Below are 18,298 nucleotides of genomic sequence, written 5' to 3' on the forward strand. Positions count from 1 at the left end.
GACTGAAACTAAAGGGCCTGAGCCCGGTAAAGTACCGGGAACAGGTCGCGCTGGCTGCCTGATCCCCAACTGTCCAACTTTAGGGGGTCACTTCAAGGATGGGTTTACGGCGTCCCCCGCCACCGGACCCACCCCGCCGTCCCACGTAATCCGGCTCTTGCCGTTGACGTTGCCGTGGTTTCTGCGGGTGCCGGGCGCAGCCCGGCCGACCCTGTCAATCCTGTTCGCGGTGGTACGTCGCCACGTCTTCCCAGCCCATCTCACGCGCATGGCGGGCCAGACGTTCGGCCAGGAACACCGAGCGGTGCTTGCCGCCGGTGCAACCGAAGGCCACCGTCACATAGCTGCGGGTGCCATCGCCCAGCTTGGGCAGCCAGGTATCCAGGAAATCCATCAGCTGCGCCAGGTAGCGCTGCACATCCGGCTGCGCCTCCAGGTAGTCGCGCACGCCGGGTTCGCGGCCGCTCAACGCACGCAGTTCCGGATCCCAATGCGGGTTGGGCAGCACGCGCGCGTCGAACACGAAGTCGGCCTCGGCCGGTACGCCACGCTTGTAGGCGAACGATTCGAACAGCAGCGACAGGCGGCTGGCATGGCCCATCGCAAATTCAGTGATGATCCGGCGCCGCAGCTGATGCACGTTCAACGCACTGGTATCGATCACCGCATCGGCTTCGCGGCGCAGCGGCGCGATCAGCTCGCGCTCACGGGCAATCGCTTCGGGCAGCGACAGGCCCAGCTGGCTCAGCGGGTGCCGGCGGCGGGTGTCGGCATAGCGCTTGAGCACCGTTTCATCGCTGGCCTCGAAAAACAGCACCTTGGCGTCGACGCCGGCATCGGTAGCCAGCTGCCGCCAGCTGGACAACTGGGTCAGGTCGCTCTGCCCACGCACGTCGATGCCCACTGCCAACCGGCGCGATGCCGCGCCGTCATGGTGGCTAAGCACATTGCGCACGAAATCCGGCAGCAGCTGGATCGGCAGGTTGTCCGAACAGTAGTAGTCCTGGTCCTCGAAGGTCTTCAGGGCGACGGATTTACCCGAGCCGGACAGGCCACTGACGATGATCAGGGTCGGGGCGGTGGGAATGACGGTGCTCATGGACGGGCTCTTCGAAGGACAGGGGGGTCAGGGCGTTCGCCGTTCCAGCAGGTTGCTGTGGCGGGCGATGAACATCGCCGCCGGGTCGATACCCTTGGTACGCAGAATGTGCAGGCGGGTGGCCGCCTCGGTCAGGACGGCCAGGTTGCGGCCGGGCATCACCGGCAGGGTGATCAGCGGCACGTCCAGGTCCAGCACGTGCCGCGTGCCCGAGTCGCCGGTCAGGCGCTCGTAACCATGGGGGGTGGGCTCGGTCATCGGCTTGGTCAGGTGGACGATCAGCCGAAGGTACTTGTTCTTCTTTACAGCGGTGTCGCCAAACATCTCGCGCACGTTCAGCACGCCCAGGCCGCGCACTTCCAGCAGGTCCTGCAGCAGTTCCGGGCAGGTGCCATCGAGCACGTCGGGGGCGATCTGGGTGAACTCGGGGGCGTCGTCGGCCACCAGGCGGTGACCGCGGCTGAGCAGCTCCAGGGCCAGCTCGCTCTTGCCTGATCCCGCTTCACCGGTGATCAGCACGCCGATGGAGTAGATCTCCATGAACACGCCATGCAGGATCACCCGCGGCGCCAGCGTCCGGGCCAGGTGGTAGGACAGATGGTTGAGCAGTTCGTGGCCGCGCTTGGGTGACAACCACAGCGGCGTGCCGGATTCATCGGCGGCCGCGCGCAGGTCTTCCGGGCACGGCTGGTTGCGGGTCAGCACCAGCGCCAGCGGATGCGACTGCATGATCTTTTCGATGGTTTCCCAGCGCTGGCGTGGTTCCAGCGCGTCCAGCCAGGACAGTTCCTCGGTACCGAGGATCTGCACCTTGTTGGGATAGATCGCATTGAGATAGCCGGCCAGCGAAGGGCGTCGCGAGACCGTATTGCCGGCCTCCAGCTCACGCTTCTCGCCGGATTTGCCCGCTGCCCAACGCAGGCCGAGCCGCTCTCGCTGCTGTTCGAACAGTTCGCGGGCAGTGATGCTGGTATTCATGCGGCGCTCGCCGGTGGGGTCAGGTCCAGGGCCTGGCGCAGCTCCCGTGCATCACCGGCCTCGCGCAGCGCCTGGCGGATGCAGGGCGCGGAAAACAGCTCGGCCAGCTCGGACAGCAGCATCAGGTGTTGATGGGTGTAGTGGGCGGGAACGGCCATGGCGAACACCAGGTCCACCGGCTCGTCACCACCGAAATCGACCGGGGTCTGCAGACGCAGCAGCGCGCCACGGGGGCGATCCAGGGTCGGCGCACGACCATGCGGGATGGCGATGCCGTAGCCGATCGCGGTACTGCCCAACGCCTCGCGCTGGCACAGGTTGAGATAGATCTGTTCGGCGTTGGCCTGGCGGCAGGCCAGCAATCCGGCCGCGGCCTGCAGGACGCTGTCGCGGTCGGTGGCCGTGCAGAGCTGGGTCTGCACGGCCGCCAGGAGGTCAGTCAGGGGCATGTCTGCGGGGAGCGGTGGCGATCAGCCACCATTGTCGCCCACCGGCAGCGGTGCGTGCTGCTGTTTTTTCTCCTTGTGCTTGATCACCAGGCGGTCAAGCTTGTCCGCCAGCAGGTCGATCGCCGCATACATGGTCTGCGCATTGGCTTCAGCGTGCAGGGTCTGACCCGGAATATTGAGGCTGGCATCGACGTGGTGTTCAGTCTTCTGCAGCTTGAGCGTCACCCGCGCTTCGCAGTGCTGGTCGAAGTGTTTGCCGATCCGGGCCAGCTTCTCCTCTACATAGGACTGCAGGGCCGGGGTGACTTCGACATCTTTGCCAAACGTTTCGATGCGCATCGGGTTTCTCCTTTGATCGGATGTGCCAATGAACCTCTCCGCCGGGCGCGGCGGCGCGTCAAACGATTCTGACTCTTTCGTGCGAGGCGGAGATGTTCATGGCCTCACGATACTTCGCCACGGTGCGGCGCGCTACTGGGATTCCCGACGATTTGAGCAGGTCAGCCAGCTTGGCGTCAGAAAGCGGCTTGCGTGGGTTCTCGTCATCGATCAGGCGCCGGATCATGGCCTGGATGGCGGTGCTGGACGCTTCGCCGCCGCCGTCGGTGTCGATGCCCGACGCGAAGAAGGCGCGCAGCGGCAGGGTGCCGCGTGGCGTACGCACATGTTTGCGGGCGATCGCGCGCGATACGGTGGATTCGTGCAGGCCCAGTTCGCCGGCGATCTCGCGCAGGGTCAGCGGGCGCAATGCCTGTTCGCCGAATTCAAGGAAGCCGGCCTGCTGCTGGATCAGGCTTCGCACTACCCGCAACAGCGTCTCGCCTCGCGCCTGCAGGCCCTTCAGCAGCCAGCGCGCCTCCTGCAGTTGGCCGCGCAGATAACCGGCATCGGCGTCACCGCAGCGGCGGATCATCTGCTCGTAACCGCGGTGGATCACCAGCTTGGGGCCGGCATGGGCGGCCAGCGCGGCGCGCCAGATGCCGTTCTGCCGCCATACGACCACGTCGGGCACCACGTAGGTGTCTTGGGCGAGCGGGGCGATCTGGGTCCCGGGGCGCGGGTCCAGCGAGCGCAGCAGGGCCACGGCGGTCTCGACCTCGGCCAGCGGCTGCTTCAACTGCTGGGCCAGGCCGGTCACGCCCGAGCGCGGCAGTTGTTCCAGTGGGCCGGCGGCAACCTGCCGGGCCAGGGCCAGGCACGGGGTGTCGGCAGGAAGCACGTCCAGCTGCAGTTGCAGGCATTCGCCAAGGCTGCGTGCGGCCACGCCTACGGGGTCGAAGCGCTGGATCTGGTGCAGCACGGTCAGGATTTCGTCTTCACCGGCGTGGATCGCCGGCAACAGCGCTTCGGCGATGGCCGAGAGCGGCTCGCGCAGATAGCCGTCGTCTTCCAATGAATCGATCAGCGCGGCGCCGATGCTGCGGTCGCGCTTGGACAGGTGGGTCAGGTGCAGCTGCCACAGCAGGTGGTCGGCCAGGGTTTCGGTTTCGGCAACGCGTTCGGCGGCACTGCCGTTGTCGTCGTCGTCATCGAAACTACCGCCGCTGCCGCCACTGCTCCAGTCCAGCTCGGCAGGCGCCCAGTCGTCGCCGCTGCTTTCAGCGTTGTCGGGCGGGGCGTCATTGTCGCCGCCCGCGTCCTCGCTGCTGCCGTCCTTGTCGACACCGGCGCCTTCGTCGCTGCTGTCCGACCAGTCCAGCAGCGGATTGCTCTCCACCGCCTGGGCGATTTCCAGCTCCAGCTCGGTCGTGGACATCTGCAGCAGCTTGATCGCCTGCTGCAGCTGGGGCGTAAGCACCAGCTGCTGTCCCAACGATGTCTGCAGCCGAGTCTTCATGCCTGTGCCGAACGGAAGGGAGAGGGCCCGGCGGCCGCGGTCACAGCTTGAAGGAATCCCCAAGGTAGACGCGGCGCACGTCGGCGTTGTCCAGGATCGCCTCGGGCGAGCCCTGGGCCAGCACGGTGCCCTCTGCGAGGATATACGCGCGGTCGCAGATTCCCAAGGTCTCGCGCACGTTGTGGTCGGTGATCAGCACACCGATGCCGCGTTGCTTGAGATGGGTGACGATGCGCTGGATTTCGCCGACCGAGATCGGGTCGACACCGGCGAAGGGTTCGTCGAGCAGGATCAGGCGCGGTTTGGCGGCCAGTGCACGCGCGATCTCGCAGCGACGGCGCTCACCACCGGACAGGCTGGCGCCGAGCTGTTCGGAAACATGCCCAAGCTGCAGTTCGTCGAGCAGGCTGTTCAGTTCGCGCTCGCGGCCCGCCGAATCCAGGTCCTCGCGCAGTTCCAGCACCAGGCGCAGGTTGTCGGCCACGGTCAGCTTGCGGAACACCGACGGTTCCTGCGGCAGGTAGCCCACGCCCTGCTTGGCGCGGGTGTACATCGGGTCGCCGGTGATGTCCTTGCCGTCCAGCACGATGCTGCCGGCATCGGCACCGACCAGGCCGACGATCATGTAGAAGCAGGTGGTCTTGCCGGCACCGTTGGGACCGAGCAGGCCAACCACTTCACCGGCGTCCAGGGTCAGCCCGAAGTCCTTGACGACTTCGCGCTGCTTGTAGCGTTTGCGCAGGCCAGTTGCGACGAGCATTACTTCTTGCCTCCAGCCGGAGCCGGAGCGGCAGCAGGCGTCTTGTTCTTCGGCGGAATCACGGTGCGCACGCGGCTGCCATCACCGCCGGAGTTCATTTCACCGCTGCGGGTGTTGTAGACCATGCGCTGGCCCGCATTGGTGCCGCGCGCGCTGGTGACCTTGTAGTTGCCGGTCAGGGTGATGATCTCGGTGGTGATGTCGTAGTCGATCCGGTCGGCCACCGCATCCATCCAGGTGCCATCGTCGAGCTGCTGCTTCATCTTGGCCTGCTTGCCGGTGAACACCGCACGCACGGCTTCGCCGCCCTTGAGGTAGATCTCCGCTTCGGACGAGCGCAGGTCCAGGGTGCCCTGGGTGATGATCACGCCACCGGACAGCACGGTCTTGCCATCACCGGTGAGGGTGCCGGACTGCGCACCGGAATCAATGTTCATCGCTTCGTTGCGGTCCGTCGACTTGGCAAAGGCGACAGCGGGGACAAGAAGACTGAGTGCGAGCACGGCTGCAAAGGGAATCTTCATCGGGGTCCGTTCTACCGGTGGTGGCCCTCCGGCGGGACCGGGGGCGGCGGGTGGGGGCTGCCGGCTTCGCGCCTGTCGGGAAGACGTCGCGGGCGGGCGGCGGAATCAGCGCTTGGGCGTGTAACGACCCTTGGACTGGCTGAGGAAATGATACGTGTTGTTCTTCGAATCCACCTCGAACCCGACGCCGGACTGCTCCATGCCGGGCCGGGTCATGGTCACCAGGGCATCGGTGCGGGCGCGGTTGTCCTTCGGGAATACATCCAGGTGGTCGGTGCGGAAGGTGGTCGGGACCACGCCCGGGCCGGCCGGGCTGTCGCCGGCGACGTTGCCCCGCAGCTTCATCTCGTCGCCCTTGGCACTGAGCCAGCCGGTCTGGGCGCGCAGCGTCCAGTGCTTGCCATCCTTGTCGGGCATTTCGAACAGCGGCGTGGTGATGTTGAGCGTCTGGTCACCACGCTGGCGTTCCAGCAGGGGCGCGCGCAGGGTGGTCGATTCCTTGCCATGTTCGTCCAGGGCGACGATCTGGAAATCGTGCAGGATGTAGTCCACGCCAGCGTCCTGGCCTTCGGCGGCAGGTGCCTTTTCGCGGTTGCGCAGCGCCGCCCAGCTGCTCAGCAAGGCTGCCAGCAGCAGGCCGACGCCGAGGATCATCCGCCAGTTCAGGGTGGGGGCATTCATGCGCCGAACCTCGCCAGCACGGCGTCCACGCGGCCCTGCGCGGCCAGCAGCACGTCGCACAGCTCGCGCGCGGCACCACGGCCACCGTCAGCACGGGTGATCCAGTGCACGCGCTCGGCGATCCACGGGTGGGCATTGGCCGGAGCCACCGCCAGGCCGACCGCGCCCAGCGGCGCCAGGTCCGGCAGGTCGTCACCCATGAAGGCCACCTGCTCCAGGCCGATGCCGTGCTGGGCGCACAGCGCCTGCACGCTGGCCAGCTTGTCGCCGACGGCAATCTGGGTGTCGATGCCCAGGTCGGCGCCGCGCTTGAGCGCGGACTGGCTGTTGCGCGCGGTGATCAGCACGGGGTGGATGCCGTGCTGCTGCAGCAGTTTCAGGCCCAGGCCATCCTGCACGAAGTACGCCTTGCTCTCATTGCCATCCTTGTCGTAGTACAGCCGACCGTCGGTGAGGGTGCCGTCCACGTCGAAGCAGGCCAGGCGGATACCGGCCGCAACGGCATGCAGGTGGGTGGGGAAGGCGGGCAGGGGGGACCAGGGCATCAGGGCATCGGACTCGGTGGTTGCGGGCTCGTTGGTACAGACTGAATGGGGTCTACGGACTGTCGGTTAAACCACCCGCGCCCGCAACAGGTCATGAATGTTCAGGGCGCCAACCGCACGTCCCTGGCTGTCGACCACGATCAGGCCGGTGATCTTGTGGGTTTCCATCAGCCGCGCAGCCTCCACCGCCAGCTTGTCGGCGCTGATGGTGCGCGGTTGCCGGGTCATCACATCGGCGATCCTGGCGGTGCGCACGTCCAGGTCGGTGTCCAGGGCGCGGCGCAGGTCGCCGTCGGTGAACAGCCCGATCAGCACGCCCTGGTCGTCGACCACGGCGGTCATGCCCAGGCGCTTGCGGCTCATCTCCATCAGCGCTTCGCTGAGGCTGGCGCCGACATCGACCTTGGGCAGGTCCTCGCCGGTATGCATGACGTCGGTGATGTGCAGCAGCAGGCGGCGGCCGAGGCTGCCGGCCGGGTGCGAACGGGCGAAATCGTCGGCGGTGAAGCCGCGTGCATCCAGCAGGGCTACCGCCAGCGCGTCACCCATCGCCAGCGAGGCGGTGGTGCTGGAAGTGGGCGCCAGGGCCAGCGGGCAGGCTTCGGCCGGCACGCTCACATCCAGGTGGAAATCGGCGGCGCTGGCCAGGCTCGACTGCGGGCGGCCGGTCATGGCGATCAGCACATTGCCCTGGCGCTTGAGCACCGGCAGCAGCATCAGCAGCTCATCCGATTCACCCGAATAGGACAGGGCCAGCACCACGTCGTCCTCGGTGATCATGCCCAAGTCACCATGGCCGGCCTCGCCCGGGTGCACGTAGAACGCCGGGGTGCCGGTGGAGGCCAGGGTGGCGGCGATCTTGCGTGCCACATGGCCGGACTTGCCCATGCCGGTGGCGACCACCCGGCCACGGCTGCCCAGGATCGCCCGGCAGGCCTGCTGGAAGGCATCGCCGAGGCGATCGGCCACGGCGTCCAGCGCCTGCCGTTCGATCTCGAACACGCGCCGGCCACTGGCGACCAGGGCGGCAGGGTCGGCGGAACGGGGGGGCAACAGGGATTCGGCCATGCGGACGCCACGCAGCGGAAGTAGAATGGACGCACATTTTATTAGGAAAGCCCGTTGGACGCCGACACCATCCGCAATCTGATCGAAACCGGCCTGCCCGGCGCCCGCGCCGACGTGCAGGGTGACGATGGCGTGCATTTCGAAGCGAACGTGGTCAGCGAGGCCTTTGCCGGCAAGCTGCCGCTGGCCCGCCACCGGATGGTGTATGCCACTCTGGGTGACCTGATGGGCGGCGCGATCCACGCGCTCGCACTGAAAACCGTGACCCCGGCCGAAGCCGGCTGAACCGCAGAAGATCCCCAATACATGGCCAAGATCGTTGTGACCGGCGGCGCTGCGCTGCACGGTGAAGTAAGCATCTCCGGCGCCAAGAACGCCGTCCTTCCCATCCTGTGCGCGACGCTGCTGGCCGATGCGCCGGTGGAGATCACCAACGTGCCGCATCTGCACGATGTGGTCACCACGGTGAAGCTGCTGGGCGAACTGGGCGCGAACGTGACCATCGACCAGGGCACGCTGTCGCGTGGCAGCGCGATCGTGGTCGACCCGCGTCCGGTCAACCAGCATGTGGCTCCTTATGAGCTGGTGAGGACCATGCGCGCCTCGATCCTGGTGCTGGGCCCGCTGCTGGCCCGCTTCGGCGCGGCCGAAGTGTCGCTGCCCGGCGGCTGCGCGATCGGTTCGCGCCCGGTCGACCAGCACATCAAGGGCCTGCAGGCACTCGGTGCCGACATCGTGGTCGAGAACGGCTTCATCAAGGCCACCGCCAAGCGCCTGAAGGGTGGCCACTTCACCTTCGACATGGTCAGCGTGACCGGTACCGAGAACGTGCTGATGGCCGCAGTGCTGGCCGAAGGCACCACCATCCTCGACAACGCGGCGATGGAACCGGAAGTCACCGACCTGGCGCATTGTCTGATCGCGCTGGGCGCGAAGATCGAAGGCCTGGGCACCGCCCGCCTGGTCATCGAAGGCGTCGAACGCCTGTCCGGTGGCCGCCATGAAGTGCTGCCCGACCGCATCGAAACCGGCACCTTCCTGGTGGCTGCAGCGATGACCGGTGGCAAGGTCACCGTCAACCGCGCGCGCCCGAACACCATGGACGCGGTGCTGGCCAAGCTGGTGGAAGCCGGCGCGACTATCGAGACCACCGAAGACAGCATCACCCTGGACATGCACGGCAAGCGGCCGAAGGCAGTCAACCTGACCACCGCGCCGTATCCGGCGTTCCCGACCGACATGCAGGCGCAGTTCATGGCGCTCAACTGCGTGGCCGACGGCGTGGGCGTGATCAATGAAACGATCTTCGAGAACCGTTTCATGCACGTCAACGAGCTGCTGCGCCTTGGCGCGGATGTGCAGGTGGAAGGCCACACGGCCATCGTGCGTGGTCACGAGCGCCTGAGTGGTGCACCGGTGATGGCAACGGACCTGCGCGCGTCAGCGTCGCTGATCCTGGCCGGCTTGATGGCCGATGGCGATACCACCATCGATCGCATCTACCACCTTGATCGCGGCTACGAAAACATCGAAGAAAAGCTGTCTTCGCTCGGCGCCACCATCCGGCGCGTGGCCGCATGATCCTGCGCGGCAGGTTCAGCCGTCGCCGCAAGGCGCTTCTGGTGCTGGTGCTGATCGTGCTGGCGTGGCTGGGCTATGCCTGGTACGCCAACATCGCCATCACCAAGGGCATCGAGCAGAAGGACATGGACTGGAATGGCGACGGCACGGTAACCCGTGACGAGATCATCCAGTCGTTCTACGCGGTTGCGGTGAACGACAGCCAGGAGGGCAACCGCCATTGCCGCACGTTCGTGCGCCGATCCACGGGCGAGCAGATCCGGGTCGACTGCCGCACCGAGTTCGCGCCGGCGGAAACGCCGAAGGAATAAAGAAAACGCCCGCGAAAGCGGGCGTTTTTTCTGGGACATCCATCCACGCATGGCGTGGATCTACTTTGCGTCCCAGTAGATCCACGCCATGCGTGGATGGCGCGCATCGTCGGTCAGTTCATCGCCTTGATGGTCAGGTCCAGCGCATCGCGGCCGCTCTCACGCTGCAGCATGCGCGCCGGCACCGGGAACTCCGGCACGATCCAGGCGATCAGCTCCTTGTTGCCGTCGGTGCGCGAGACCTTGGTGGCCTCGTAGCTCTTGCCGCCGACGGTGACCGATTCCTTGCCCACCACGCGGTAGGTCATGTTCTTGATACGGCCTTCGTCGACCATGCGATAGGTCAGCGGCTTGCCGGCGGCCAGGTCGCGGGCGATGGCCAGGTTGATCAGCAGCGCGTCCATGTCGCCGGCCTTCAGGGCGATCGGTCCGGCGCGGTCCGGCTTGATGTCGCCGGTCCAGGTGGCCTGGTTGCTGGTCCAGTTGTAGTTGGCCTGCACATTGCGCTTCTTCACCAGCAGCGCAGAGCGGTCCTGGCTGCTGAGCGGGCGCAGCTGCCCGCGCACTTCCTCGAACACGGTGGTCTGGCTCAGGTCGGCCAGCTGGTTCTTGACCTGCAGGCTGTAACGCCACTTGTTGGTGCCTTCGCTGGCCAGGGTCATGCTGCCATTGGCCTGCATGCCCATGTAGCTGGCGAGGTAGTCGGCCTTGAACGGCTGCAGGGCCATGGCCGGCAGGCTGGCCACCGACAGTGCGGCAGCGGCGATCCAGGTCAGGGGGCGGGTCAGGGTATTCATGCTCAGACTCCTTGGTATTCGATCAGGCGCAGATCGACGCGATCTTCGCCGTCTTCACGTTGCAGGATGCGCACCGGGGTGGGGACACCGTTGGCGATCCAGAGAATGGTTTCATTGTTGCCGCCGTTGGTGCGATACACCCGCAGCGCGTTGTAGGACAGGTCGCCAACCTCGACGTTCTCGGTCTGCGGCGCGGCCTGGTAATCGTGCTGGCGCACCTTGCCCATGTCGACGTAGCGATAGTGCATGGCCGCGCCGGGACGGGCGTCGCGCATGATCGCCAGGTTGATCAGCAACGCGCTCTGGTCGCCGGCCTGCAGTGGAATCGGCTGGGCGCGCTTCTTTTCCACGTCGCCGCTCCACTGCGCGGTAGCGGCCTGCCAGTTGTAGGTGCCGACCGCCTTCTTGCCCAGGAACAGGCCCTTGCGCACCGTGCTCTGGCTGAGCGGCGCATACACACCGCTGCGCTCCTCGAACACCGTGCTCTGCTCGATGTTCAGGCCCAGCACGCTGGCAAAGCCGCGGCGGCCGACCACCTGCATGTCCACCCGCCACTGGCTGCCGCCGGTGTGGGTGACCTGCATGGTCGCATCGCCTGCTTCCTTGCCCTTGAAGAACGCCTGGTAGGTCGCGCTGAACGGCTGCAGCGGCGGCGGCTCCCAGGCCAGTGCAGGCAACACCGGCGGCGCCACCTCCGCAGGTGCCGGCGCAGCGGGCGCTGTTGCCTGGCCCCAGCCCGCACAGGCGAGGACGGCAAGCGGCAGCAGCAGAGTTGTACGCAGCAGGGACGTGGTCTTCATGGCCGACAGGAACCGCAGGAGGGGAGCAGGATGCCAGCCCCGCAGTCAGCGGGGCGTGTGCACGGGCGTTACCGGTTCAGGTTTCCGGCGGAATCTAGAGCCAAGGGGCTAAACAGGGGGTGACCGTCGAACATCGGCAGGCCTTCCCGTTCAGCCAGACGGCCCGCACAGAGCAGTTCCAGGGTGGCGATCAGCAGCGGATGCTCCACCGCAAGCACGCGTTCGGCCAGGGTCTGCGCATCGTCGCCGGCAAGCACCGGAACCCGGGCCTGCGCCAGCACCGCGCCGGCATCCAGTTCCGGCACCACCAGGTGCACGCTGGCGCCGTGCTCGCTATCGCCGGCCTCAAGCGCCCGTGCATGGGTGTGCAGGCCCTTGTGCAACGGCAGTAGCGAGGGGTGGATGTTGACCAGGCGGCCAGTGAACCGCTGTACGAAATCGGCGCCCAGAATGCGCATGTAGCCGGCGCAGACGATCCAGTCCGGCGTGGATGCTGCCAGCGCATCACCCAGCGCCTGCTCGTAGGCGGCGCGGTTGCTGAATTCCTTCGGCGCATGCCCCCAGCGCCGATCCGTTGCCACCCGCTCCAGGGCGGTCGCATCGGGACGATCGGAGAACACGCCGACAATCTCGGCCGGCAGTCGCCCTGCCGCGATGGCGTCGACAATGGCCTGCAGGTTGCTGCCGCGCCCGGATGCCAGCACCGCGATTCGGCGGATGCTCATCGCACCACGCTCCGGCGCACCAGCGGCCACAGCAACAGGCTGCCCAAGGTCGCCAGCAGCATGTCCGCATGCGCGTCCCACATGTCGCCCTGCTGGCCGTTGTAGGCCTCGGCCGCTTCCGGCGACAGGGCAAGGGCAATGCCCCATTCCAGCCACTCATACACCAGGCTGGAACACATCACCGCCATCACCGCCAGGGTGAATGCCTGGCCGATGCGCAGCGCAGGCCAGGAATGTCGCGCCAGCTGCAGCAATGCCGGGGTGAAGCAGACGCCATAGAGGAAGTGGATCAGGCGATCGAAGTGGTTGCGCTGCCAGCCAAAGGCTGCGTCCGGCGACCACCCGAGCAGCGACTGCAGCCATGCGTCATACGGCACGTTGGAGTACAGCCAGCGCGCGGCCACGCAGTGGATGGCGATGAAGCCGCAGATGGCGATGAACGCGCCGTTGCCCAGCTGCCAGCGCCGGTCCACCCACCACAGGGCCAGCAGGCCGATCACCGTCAGCGAACTGTGCAGGGTCTGCTCGAGCGGCCACAGCGGATGGATCCAGGTGGCGGCGAAGATGCCCAGCACCGCGACCAGTGCGGCCTTCTTCGGTGCCGACAGGGAGTGGGTGGCGCGGTTGCGGGCGAGCGTGGAGGCAGCGGGCGTGGACATGTCGGGGCGATCAGCAGAAGAGACGGAACATGCGCTTGCCAGCTCAGACGCTGACGTGGTCGCCGCGGTCGAACAGGGCGGCGATCTCCGGCTTGCGCAGGAAATACACCGCGTAGGCGGTCAGGGCCATGCCCAGTGGGCCGGCCATCACCGCTGCCCAGGCCGCGCCGCGACACCAGGCCAGGTGGCTGCGCTGGCCAAGCAGCCGCGCGGTGCGCAGCTGCAGGAAGCCCAAGCCGATGGCCAGCAGCGACACCGCGGCGTACACCGTCGCCAGCACCGCGCCGTCGTCCATTCCGCGTTCGAAGGCGACGATGCCGACAAAGCCGAGGAAGACCAGCGCTGCCAGCCAATGGAAGCCGGCCAGCGCGTAGAACAGGATCTTCAGGTTGTGCAGGTGGCTTGCGGTCTGCAGGTCGGCCAGGGTCTGCCGTGGCAGCGGCGGTGGGTTCATTCCATCGCTCATGCCACACCCGCCTGGCCAGCGAAGGCGGCCTTCACCTGCGGGCGCAGCAGCACGACCAGGGTGAACACGCCGAGGATGGTGCCGATGGGGGTGAACAGGCACGCCAGCCCCGCCACGATCATGCACAGCAGGTAGCGGCGCTGCCGTGACAGGCAGCGGCCGGCATAGGCCACGAAGCCTGCCAGGGTCAGCCCGCCGAGCACGATGCAGACGCCCATCACGGTGAACAGCCAGCCGACGAACTGCTGCTCTTCCGGCGATGACGGTTCACCGCCGGATTTCATCGGCAGCGAGCCGGACAGCATGGCGATGCCCAGCACGATGTGCAGCACGAAGACCAGCGAGAACACCGCCATCAGGCCAGCGACCACATAGTGGCCGATCGCCAGCTGGCGCAGTTGGGTGGCGTCCTGCGGGCCGAACACCGGCACGGCCGGGTTCGGCGGCAGCACCGGCGGAGCCGGCGGCGTCGACAAGGGAGGAGGTGCGTCCATGCGGGTTCCTTTGTCCAGTGGATCAGGCGATGTGGACGCGTTCGCCGCCCTGGGCGGTGACCACCTGGCCGATCGTCCAGTGCTCCAGGCCTTCCGCCTTGACCGCAGCGGATACGGCCTCGAGCTGGTCCGCAGCGACGATCAGCACGAAGCCGATGCCGCAGTTGAAGGTGCGCCACATCTCGCTGTCTGCCACCGCGCCTTCCTTCTGCAGCCACTGGAACACCGGCGGCAGGGTCCACGACGAGGCCTGGATGTCCAGGCCGAGGCCTTCGGGCACCACGCGGATGATGTTCTCGGTCAGGCCGCCACCGGTGATGTGGGCCATGCCGTGGATGGCATCGCCGTGCGACTTCAGCAGCGACAGGATCGGCTTGACGTACAGGCGGGTGGGGGCCATCAGCGCATCGACCAGCTTGACCCCGCCTTCCAGTTCCAGCTCGGCCGGGCGGCCGGCGCGGTCATAGATGCGACGGACCAGCGAATAGCCGTTGGAGTGCGGGCCGGACGAGGCGATGCCGATCAGCACGTCGCCGGCGGCGACATTGGCGCCGTCCTTCAGTTCGCTCTTTTCGACGGCCGCGACGGTGAAGCCGGCCAGGTCGTACTCGCCCGGCGCGTACATGTCGGGCATCTCGGCGGTTTCGCCGCCGATCAGGGCGCAGCCGGCCTCGGTGCAGCCATTGGCGATGCCGCCCACGACCGCGGCGGCGGTGTCGATGTCCAGCTTGCCGGTGGCGAAGTAGTCCAGGAAGAACAAGGGCTCGGCGCCCTGCACCAGCACGTCGTTCACGCACATGGCGACCAGGTCGATGCCGATCGTATCGTGGCGGTTCAGCTGGTGGGCCAGCTTCAGCTTGGTGCCGACGCCGTCGGTGCCCGACACCAGCACCGGCTCGCGGTACTTGTTGGACAGGTCGAACAGGGCGCCAAAGCCACCCAGGCCGCCCATCACCTCCGGACGGAAGCTGCGCTTGACCAGGGGCTTGATCCGCTCGACCAGTTCGTTGCCGGCGTCGATGTCGACACCCGCGTCACGGTAGGTGAGGGGAGAAGGGGCGGAAGACGGGCTGTTGGTCACGGGCGTCGGCGCTGGCAGGGGTTGAATCGCCGATTTTAACAGGCCGCATTGGCGCAAAGGCCGTATTCGGGCAACAATTCCCCCCGGATACGTCGAGCCAATGGATGTCCTGATGCGCCGCAGCCTGTTTTTGACCCTGCTCCTTGCGCTGTGCCTGCCGGTGGCCACGATGGCCCAGAGCGGCATGCGAACCGAGGGGGATGTTGCCACTGCCAGTGGTGCGTACGAGGCCGAAGTGCCCGTCAACAGCCAAGCCGAGGCTGACCGCAACGGTGCACTTGCCCGCGCGTTGAGCGTTGTACTGGGCAAATTGTCCGGCGATCGCAGCGTCATGTCGCGCCCCGGCGTGGCGCAGGCGTTGCGCAATGCCAAGGACTATGTGGCCAGCTACGACTACAAGCAGGACCAGAGCGTGGGCGCCAGCGGTGCGCCGAGCTTCCGTACCCTGCTGGTCGCGCGCTTCCGCGAGGATGACGTGGACGGGCTGGTGTCGGCCCTGGGCCTGCCGCTGTGGCCGCAGCCCCGGCCGAAGCCGGTGCTGTGGCTGGCCGTCGACGACGGCAGTGGTCCGCGCCTGGTCAGCGTGCAGCAGGCCAATGCTGCGCGGCCGCTGCTGAGCCGGGCCATCGAGCGCGGCTACAAGCTCGGCCTGCCCAGTGGTGGCGCCGCCGAGCAGGCCCTGGCCGGTGCCATCTGGCGCCAGGACAGCGCTGCAGTCGCGCGGGCCTCGTCGCGCTATTCGCCGCCGATGCAGCTGATCGGCAAGCTTTACCGCGCCAATGGCGGCTGGCAGGCGGACTGGGTGTTCGTCGACAACGGCCGGGAACTGAACAAGTGGACCAGCAAGGACGCCAACGCCATGCGCGCGATGGCCGCCGGTGCCGATGGCGCTGCCGACGCGCTGGTCAAGCGTTATGCCAAGGCCGGTGCGGCCACCGGCCAGGCGGGCACCTACCGCGTGGTGGTGACCGGCATCAACAGCGCCGACGAATACCTGCGCCTGGCCGCCGGCCTGCGTGAAGTGGCCGTGGTACGCAACGTCACCCCGCTGCGCGCGACCGCCGACCATCTGGAACTGAATCTGGAAATGACCACCGGCCTGGCCGGCTTCAACCGCATGCTTGGCGACAATGGCGTGCTGGTGCCGTCGGCGACACTGCCGGCCCTGCCGACGCCGATCGACGATACGACCGGTGCACCGGCACCGGCGCCGGTCAGCAATGAGTACCGCCTGCGATGATCCTGTCCCCGGAAGCGGAAATCGCGCAGTTCCTGCGGCGGCTGAAGTTCATCCTGCTGGCCGGCCTGATCGGCTGGGTCGTGTGGCTGCTGGCGCCGATCCTGACGCCGTTCGTGCTGGCGCTGGCGCTGGCCTGGCTGGGCGATCCGCTGGTGGACCGCATCGAGGACACCGGCCGCTCGCGCATGACCGGCGTGGTGCTGGTGTTCGTGGCAATGGTGCTGGTGATCGTCGCGCTGCTGCTGGTGCTGGTGCCGATGATCGAACGCCAGATCAGCACCCTGATCGCCGCGGCTCCGCAGGCGCAGGCCTGGCTGATGGAGAAGGGCATTCCCTGGTTCGAGCAGAAGACCGGGCTGGAAGTGATGCAGTGGATGGATCCGGACCGTGTGATCGAATGGGTGCGCAGCCATTGGCAGCAGGCCGGCGGGTTCGCCACGACCTTCATGGGCTACGTATCGCGCTCGGGCTTCACGGTGGTGACCTGGGTGGTCAACCTGTTGCTGCTGCCGATCCTGGCGTTCTACTTCCTGCGTGACTGGGACAAGCTGGTCGAACGCGTGGCATCGGTGATCCCACGCAACCAGATCGGCACGATCACCACGCTGGCACGTGAATCCAACGAGGTGCTCGGCGCCTTCATCCGCGGGCAGTTCCTGGTGATGCTGGCGCTGGGCGTGATCTACGCCGGTGGCCTGTCGCTGGTCGGGCTCAAGCTGGGCCTGCTGATCGGCCTGATCGCCGGCCTGATCAGCTTCATTCCCTACCTGGGCGCGACCACCGGCATCCTGATGGCGATCGTGGCTGCGCTGGTACAGGCGCAGGGGTTCGACCTGAAACTGCTGATCCTGGTGGGCGTGGTGTTCACCGTTGGCCAGCTGCTGGAGAGCTACGTGCTGACCCCGCGCATCGTCGGCGACAAGATCGGCCTGCACCCGGTGGCGGTGATCTTCGCGGTGATGGCCGGTGGCCAGCTGTTCGGCTTCCTGGGCATGCTGCTGGCGCTGCCGGTGGCGGCGGTCAGCAATGTGCTGTTGCGCTATGCGCACCAGCGTTACCGCCAGAGTGAGCTGTACGCCGGCGAGAAGCCCGCGATCGTGCTTGATGGTGTGATCGACCAGCCCCATATCATCGTGCCTGGCAATGACAAGGGTCCGGAACTGAAGTGATTGGTGTGCCGCAACTTCCGCTGGCCCTGCATTACCCGCGGGACCAGCGGCTGGAAAGCTTCATCGGCGCGCCGGACGGCGCGCTGGCGCAGCTGCATGCCATCGCGGTAGGGGCCAGCCACGACTGGGTGTACCTGGAAGGCGCGGCCGGCACCGGCAAGACCCACCAGGCACTGGCGATGTGTTCCAGCGCCGAGCAGGCCGGGCGCCTGCCGACCTATGTGCCGCTGGCCAGCGTGGTCGGCCGGGTGCGGGTAGCGCTGGAAGGGCTTGAGCAGCGCGAGCTGGTGGCGCTGGATGGCCTGGATGCGGTGGCAGGCAATCGTGAGGACGAAATCGCGCTGTTCGATTTCCACAACCGCGCGCGCGCTGCCGACGTGACGGTGCTGTACACCGCACAGAAGTCACCGGGCGAACTGGGCCTGGTGCTGCCGGACCTGCGCTCGCGCCTGGGCCAATGCGTGCGCGTGCTGTTGCAGCCGCTGGACGAGGAAGGCCGCGCGGCGGTGTTGCGCGAGCGCGCGCTGCGCAGAGGGCTGGCGATCGACGAGGCCGCCATCGAGTGGCTGCTGTCGCACACCGGTCGCGAGCTGGGTGGTCTGATCACGTTGCTGGACTGGCTGGATCGCGAATCGCTGGCGGCGAAGCGGCGGATCACCGTGCCGTTCCTGCGCCAGGTGCTGGAAGAAGGCCGTCCTCGTTACTGAGGGGTGTGGTTCGGCAGGGCTGCGCCCTGCACCCGCCGAAGCCAGGGCAACGTCAACGTCAACAGCAAAAGCTCGCTATCCGTGGGATGGCGGGGTGGCTCAGGTTGCGGGGGACGGCGCAAGTACGTCCCTGTAGCCTCGGTCGCGCCATCCATGGCGCTCACGCCCCCGCAACCTGAGCCACCCCGCCTTCGACAGGTTCCCGCGATCTGCCGTGTCGGCGTTCTGCACTGCTGTTGGTGGGTGTCGACCTTGGTCGACACGTGTCTTGCTTGTAGTGGGTGACGACCGTTGGTCGTCACAAGAGCGAAGCGACCCGCTTCTGCT

Annotated in this window: 23 protein-coding genes; 6 read left to right on the plus strand and 17 right to left on the minus strand. The window is 67.0% G+C overall.

Annotation, left to right across the window (positions count from 1 at the left end):
• Nucleotides 1–214: 214 nt before the first annotated feature.
• The 10 genes from rapZ to ABIA73_RS02825 all read right to left on the minus strand — a co-directional run bounded on the left by rapZ (nucleotide 215) and on the right by ABIA73_RS02825 (nucleotide 7,941).
• The gene (gene rapZ, locus ABIA73_RS02780; protein WP_032951584.1) at nucleotides 215–1,099 is read right to left on the minus strand and encodes an RNase adapter RapZ; all 885 of its coding nucleotides are present in this window, start codon (nucleotides 1,097–1,099) and stop codon (nucleotides 215–217) included.
• Between the two features lie 27 nt (nucleotides 1,100–1,126).
• Complete coding sequence (hprK, locus tag ABIA73_RS02785; protein ID WP_004147299.1) at nucleotides 1,127–2,077, minus strand: HPr(Ser) kinase/phosphatase; 951 nt, start codon at nucleotides 2,075–2,077, stop codon at nucleotides 1,127–1,129.
• Entirely contained in the window at nucleotides 2,074–2,526 is a 453-nt protein-coding gene (locus ABIA73_RS02790) for a PTS sugar transporter subunit IIA (RefSeq protein WP_032977285.1), read from the minus strand. The genes hprK and ABIA73_RS02790 overlap by 4 nt, the downstream gene beginning before the upstream one ends.
• Before the next feature lie 21 nt (nucleotides 2,527–2,547).
• Nucleotides 2,548–2,865 (minus strand): ribosome hibernation-promoting factor, HPF/YfiA family, encoded by a 318-nt coding sequence (gene hpf / locus ABIA73_RS02795; RefSeq protein WP_004147311.1) that lies wholly within the window; start codon nucleotides 2,863–2,865, stop codon nucleotides 2,548–2,550.
• 58 nt (nucleotides 2,866–2,923) lie between these two features.
• Nucleotides 2,924–4,363: an RNA polymerase factor sigma-54 gene (locus ABIA73_RS02800; RefSeq protein ID WP_025874020.1), complete on the minus strand. Its 1,440-nt coding sequence runs from the start codon at nucleotides 4,361–4,363 to the stop codon at nucleotides 2,924–2,926.
• A 40-nt stretch (nucleotides 4,364–4,403) separates the two neighbouring features.
• A complete protein-coding gene (gene lptB / locus ABIA73_RS02805; protein ID WP_025874019.1) occupies nucleotides 4,404–5,123 on the minus strand; it encodes an LPS export ABC transporter ATP-binding protein in 720 nt (239 codons plus the stop codon).
• The gene (lptA, locus tag ABIA73_RS02810) at nucleotides 5,123–5,647 is read right to left on the minus strand and encodes a lipopolysaccharide transport periplasmic protein LptA (protein WP_025874018.1); all 525 of its coding nucleotides are present in this window, start codon (nucleotides 5,645–5,647) and stop codon (nucleotides 5,123–5,125) included. Before lptA ends, lptB begins: the two co-directional genes overlap by 1 nt.
• A gap of 105 nt (nucleotides 5,648–5,752) precedes the next feature.
• Nucleotides 5,753–6,328 carry an LPS export ABC transporter periplasmic protein LptC gene (lptC, locus tag ABIA73_RS02815; protein ID WP_080149498.1) on the minus strand — a complete coding sequence of 192 codons (576 nt, stop codon included), beginning with the start codon at nucleotides 6,326–6,328 and terminating at the stop codon, nucleotides 5,753–5,755.
• Entirely contained in the window at nucleotides 6,325–6,873 is a 549-nt protein-coding gene (locus ABIA73_RS02820; protein WP_033830524.1) for a KdsC family phosphatase, read from the minus strand. The genes lptC and ABIA73_RS02820 overlap by 4 nt, the downstream gene beginning before the upstream one ends.
• Before the next feature lie 66 nt (nucleotides 6,874–6,939).
• Complete coding sequence (locus ABIA73_RS02825) at nucleotides 6,940–7,941, minus strand: KpsF/GutQ family sugar-phosphate isomerase (protein WP_025874015.1); 1,002 nt, start codon at nucleotides 7,939–7,941, stop codon at nucleotides 6,940–6,942.
• Nucleotides 7,942–7,995: 54 nt separating this feature from the next.
• Between ABIA73_RS02825 and ABIA73_RS02830 the strand changes: the two genes are divergently transcribed.
• The 3 genes from ABIA73_RS02830 to ABIA73_RS02840 are packed head-to-tail and all read left to right on the plus strand — an operon-like array spanning nucleotide 7,996 to nucleotide 9,833.
• Nucleotides 7,996–8,226, plus strand: a complete 231-nt coding sequence (locus ABIA73_RS02830; protein WP_354275401.1) for a BolA family protein — start codon at nucleotides 7,996–7,998, stop codon at nucleotides 8,224–8,226.
• A 21-nt stretch (nucleotides 8,227–8,247) separates the two neighbouring features.
• On the plus strand, nucleotides 8,248–9,522 hold the full coding sequence (murA, locus tag ABIA73_RS02835) for a UDP-N-acetylglucosamine 1-carboxyvinyltransferase (RefSeq protein ID WP_025874013.1): 1,275 nt from the start codon (nucleotides 8,248–8,250) through the stop codon (nucleotides 9,520–9,522).
• Nucleotides 9,519–9,833, plus strand: coding sequence for an EF-hand domain-containing protein (locus tag ABIA73_RS02840; protein ID WP_354275402.1), 315 nt, complete (start codon nucleotides 9,519–9,521; stop codon nucleotides 9,831–9,833). Before murA ends, ABIA73_RS02840 begins: the two co-directional genes overlap by 4 nt.
• A gap of 113 nt (nucleotides 9,834–9,946) precedes the next feature.
• Here ABIA73_RS02840 and ABIA73_RS02845 read toward each other — a convergent pair whose 3' ends face one another.
• The 7 genes from ABIA73_RS02845 to purM form a co-directional block, all read right to left on the minus strand.
• Nucleotides 9,947–10,630, minus strand: coding sequence for a DUF3108 domain-containing protein (locus ABIA73_RS02845; RefSeq protein ID WP_032977526.1), 684 nt, complete (start codon nucleotides 10,628–10,630; stop codon nucleotides 9,947–9,949).
• Nucleotides 10,631–10,632: 2 nt separating this feature from the next.
• Nucleotides 10,633–11,430: a DUF3108 domain-containing protein gene (locus tag ABIA73_RS02850; RefSeq protein WP_354275403.1), complete on the minus strand. Its 798-nt coding sequence runs from the start codon at nucleotides 11,428–11,430 to the stop codon at nucleotides 10,633–10,635.
• Between the two features lie 68 nt (nucleotides 11,431–11,498).
• On the minus strand, nucleotides 11,499–12,155 hold the full coding sequence (purN, locus tag ABIA73_RS02855; protein WP_354275404.1) for a phosphoribosylglycinamide formyltransferase: 657 nt from the start codon (nucleotides 12,153–12,155) through the stop codon (nucleotides 11,499–11,501).
• Nucleotides 12,152–12,763, minus strand: a complete 612-nt coding sequence (locus ABIA73_RS02860; protein WP_170919604.1) for a DUF2238 domain-containing protein — start codon at nucleotides 12,761–12,763, stop codon at nucleotides 12,152–12,154. Before ABIA73_RS02860 ends, purN begins: the two co-directional genes overlap by 4 nt.
• Nucleotides 12,764–12,857: 94 nt before the next feature.
• Entirely contained in the window at nucleotides 12,858–13,280 is a 423-nt protein-coding gene (locus ABIA73_RS02865; protein ID WP_032977522.1) for a hypothetical protein, read from the minus strand.
• Nucleotides 13,277–13,774, minus strand: coding sequence for a hypothetical protein (locus tag ABIA73_RS02870; protein WP_105163572.1), 498 nt, complete (start codon nucleotides 13,772–13,774; stop codon nucleotides 13,277–13,279). The genes ABIA73_RS02865 and ABIA73_RS02870 overlap by 4 nt, the downstream gene beginning before the upstream one ends.
• Before the next feature lie 22 nt (nucleotides 13,775–13,796).
• Nucleotides 13,797–14,855, minus strand: a complete 1,059-nt coding sequence (purM, locus tag ABIA73_RS02875) for a phosphoribosylformylglycinamidine cyclo-ligase (protein WP_032951578.1) — start codon at nucleotides 14,853–14,855, stop codon at nucleotides 13,797–13,799.
• A gap of 112 nt (nucleotides 14,856–14,967) precedes the next feature.
• On the opposite strand from purM, the gene ABIA73_RS02880 reads away from it, so the two are divergent.
• The 3 genes from ABIA73_RS02880 to hda are packed head-to-tail and all read left to right on the plus strand — an operon-like array spanning nucleotide 14,968 to nucleotide 17,971.
• Nucleotides 14,968–16,095 carry a DUF2066 domain-containing protein gene (locus ABIA73_RS02880; RefSeq protein WP_223482051.1) on the plus strand — a complete coding sequence of 376 codons (1,128 nt, stop codon included), beginning with the start codon at nucleotides 14,968–14,970 and terminating at the stop codon, nucleotides 16,093–16,095.
• Nucleotides 16,092–17,264 (plus strand): AI-2E family transporter, encoded by a 1,173-nt coding sequence (locus ABIA73_RS02885; protein WP_080149494.1) that lies wholly within the window; start codon nucleotides 16,092–16,094, stop codon nucleotides 17,262–17,264. Before ABIA73_RS02880 ends, ABIA73_RS02885 begins: the two co-directional genes overlap by 4 nt.
• Complete coding sequence (hda, locus tag ABIA73_RS02890; protein ID WP_032977533.1) at nucleotides 17,264–17,971, plus strand: DnaA regulatory inactivator Hda; 708 nt, start codon at nucleotides 17,264–17,266, stop codon at nucleotides 17,969–17,971. The genes ABIA73_RS02885 and hda overlap by 1 nt, the downstream gene beginning before the upstream one ends.
• Nucleotides 17,972–18,298 lie beyond the last annotated feature (327 nt).

This window comes from Stenotrophomonas sp. 2694 (assembly GCF_040548715.1).
In the GTDB taxonomy this organism is placed as follows: Bacteria; Pseudomonadota; Gammaproteobacteria; order Xanthomonadales; family Xanthomonadaceae; genus Stenotrophomonas; species Stenotrophomonas indicatrix.

Bases quoted from the DNA above. Each gene is read 5' to 3' on its own strand.
- lptA (WP_025874018.1), bottom strand. From the start codon at position 5,647: ATGAAGATTCCCTTTGCAGCCGTGCTCGCACTCAGTCTTCTTGTCCCC.
- rapZ (WP_032951584.1), bottom strand. From the start codon at position 1,099: ATGAGCACCGTCATTCCCACCGCCCCGACCCTGATCATCGTCAGTGGC.
- ABIA73_RS02840 (WP_354275402.1), top strand. From the start codon at position 9,519: ATGATCCTGCGCGGCAGGTTCAGCCGTCGCCGCAAGGCGCTTCTGGTG.
- ABIA73_RS02800 (WP_025874020.1), bottom strand. From the start codon at position 4,363: ATGAAGACTCGGCTGCAGACATCGTTGGGACAGCAGCTGGTGCTTACG.
- ABIA73_RS02870 (WP_105163572.1), bottom strand. From the start codon at position 13,774: ATGGACGCACCTCCTCCCTTGTCGACGCCGCCGGCTCCGCCGGTGCTG.
- ABIA73_RS02845 (WP_032977526.1), bottom strand. From the start codon at position 10,630: ATGAATACCCTGACCCGCCCCCTGACCTGGATCGCCGCTGCCGCACTG.
- ABIA73_RS02790 (WP_032977285.1), bottom strand. From the start codon at position 2,526: ATGCCCCTGACTGACCTCCTGGCGGCCGTGCAGACCCAGCTCTGCACG.
- lptC (WP_080149498.1), bottom strand. From the start codon at position 6,328: ATGAATGCCCCCACCCTGAACTGGCGGATGATCCTCGGCGTCGGCCTG.
- ABIA73_RS02880 (WP_223482051.1), top strand. From the start codon at position 14,968: ATGCGCCGCAGCCTGTTTTTGACCCTGCTCCTTGCGCTGTGCCTGCCG.
- ABIA73_RS02820 (WP_033830524.1), bottom strand. From the start codon at position 6,873: ATGCCCTGGTCCCCCCTGCCCGCCTTCCCCACCCACCTGCATGCCGTT.
- ABIA73_RS02885 (WP_080149494.1), top strand. From the start codon at position 16,092: ATGATCCTGTCCCCGGAAGCGGAAATCGCGCAGTTCCTGCGGCGGCTG.
- ABIA73_RS02825 (WP_025874015.1), bottom strand. From the start codon at position 7,941: ATGGCCGAATCCCTGTTGCCCCCCCGTTCCGCCGACCCTGCCGCCCTG.
- hprK (WP_004147299.1), bottom strand. From the start codon at position 2,077: ATGAATACCAGCATCACTGCCCGCGAACTGTTCGAACAGCAGCGAGAG.
- lptB (WP_025874019.1), bottom strand. From the start codon at position 5,123: ATGCTCGTCGCAACTGGCCTGCGCAAACGCTACAAGCAGCGCGAAGTC.
- ABIA73_RS02865 (WP_032977522.1), bottom strand. From the start codon at position 13,280: ATGAGCGATGGAATGAACCCACCGCCGCTGCCACGGCAGACCCTGGCC.
- ABIA73_RS02850 (WP_354275403.1), bottom strand. From the start codon at position 11,430: ATGAAGACCACGTCCCTGCTGCGTACAACTCTGCTGCTGCCGCTTGCC.
- purN (WP_354275404.1), bottom strand. From the start codon at position 12,155: ATGAGCATCCGCCGAATCGCGGTGCTGGCATCCGGGCGCGGCAGCAAC.
- murA (WP_025874013.1), top strand. From the start codon at position 8,248: ATGGCCAAGATCGTTGTGACCGGCGGCGCTGCGCTGCACGGTGAAGTA.
- hpf (WP_004147311.1), bottom strand. From the start codon at position 2,865: ATGCGCATCGAAACGTTTGGCAAAGATGTCGAAGTCACCCCGGCCCTG.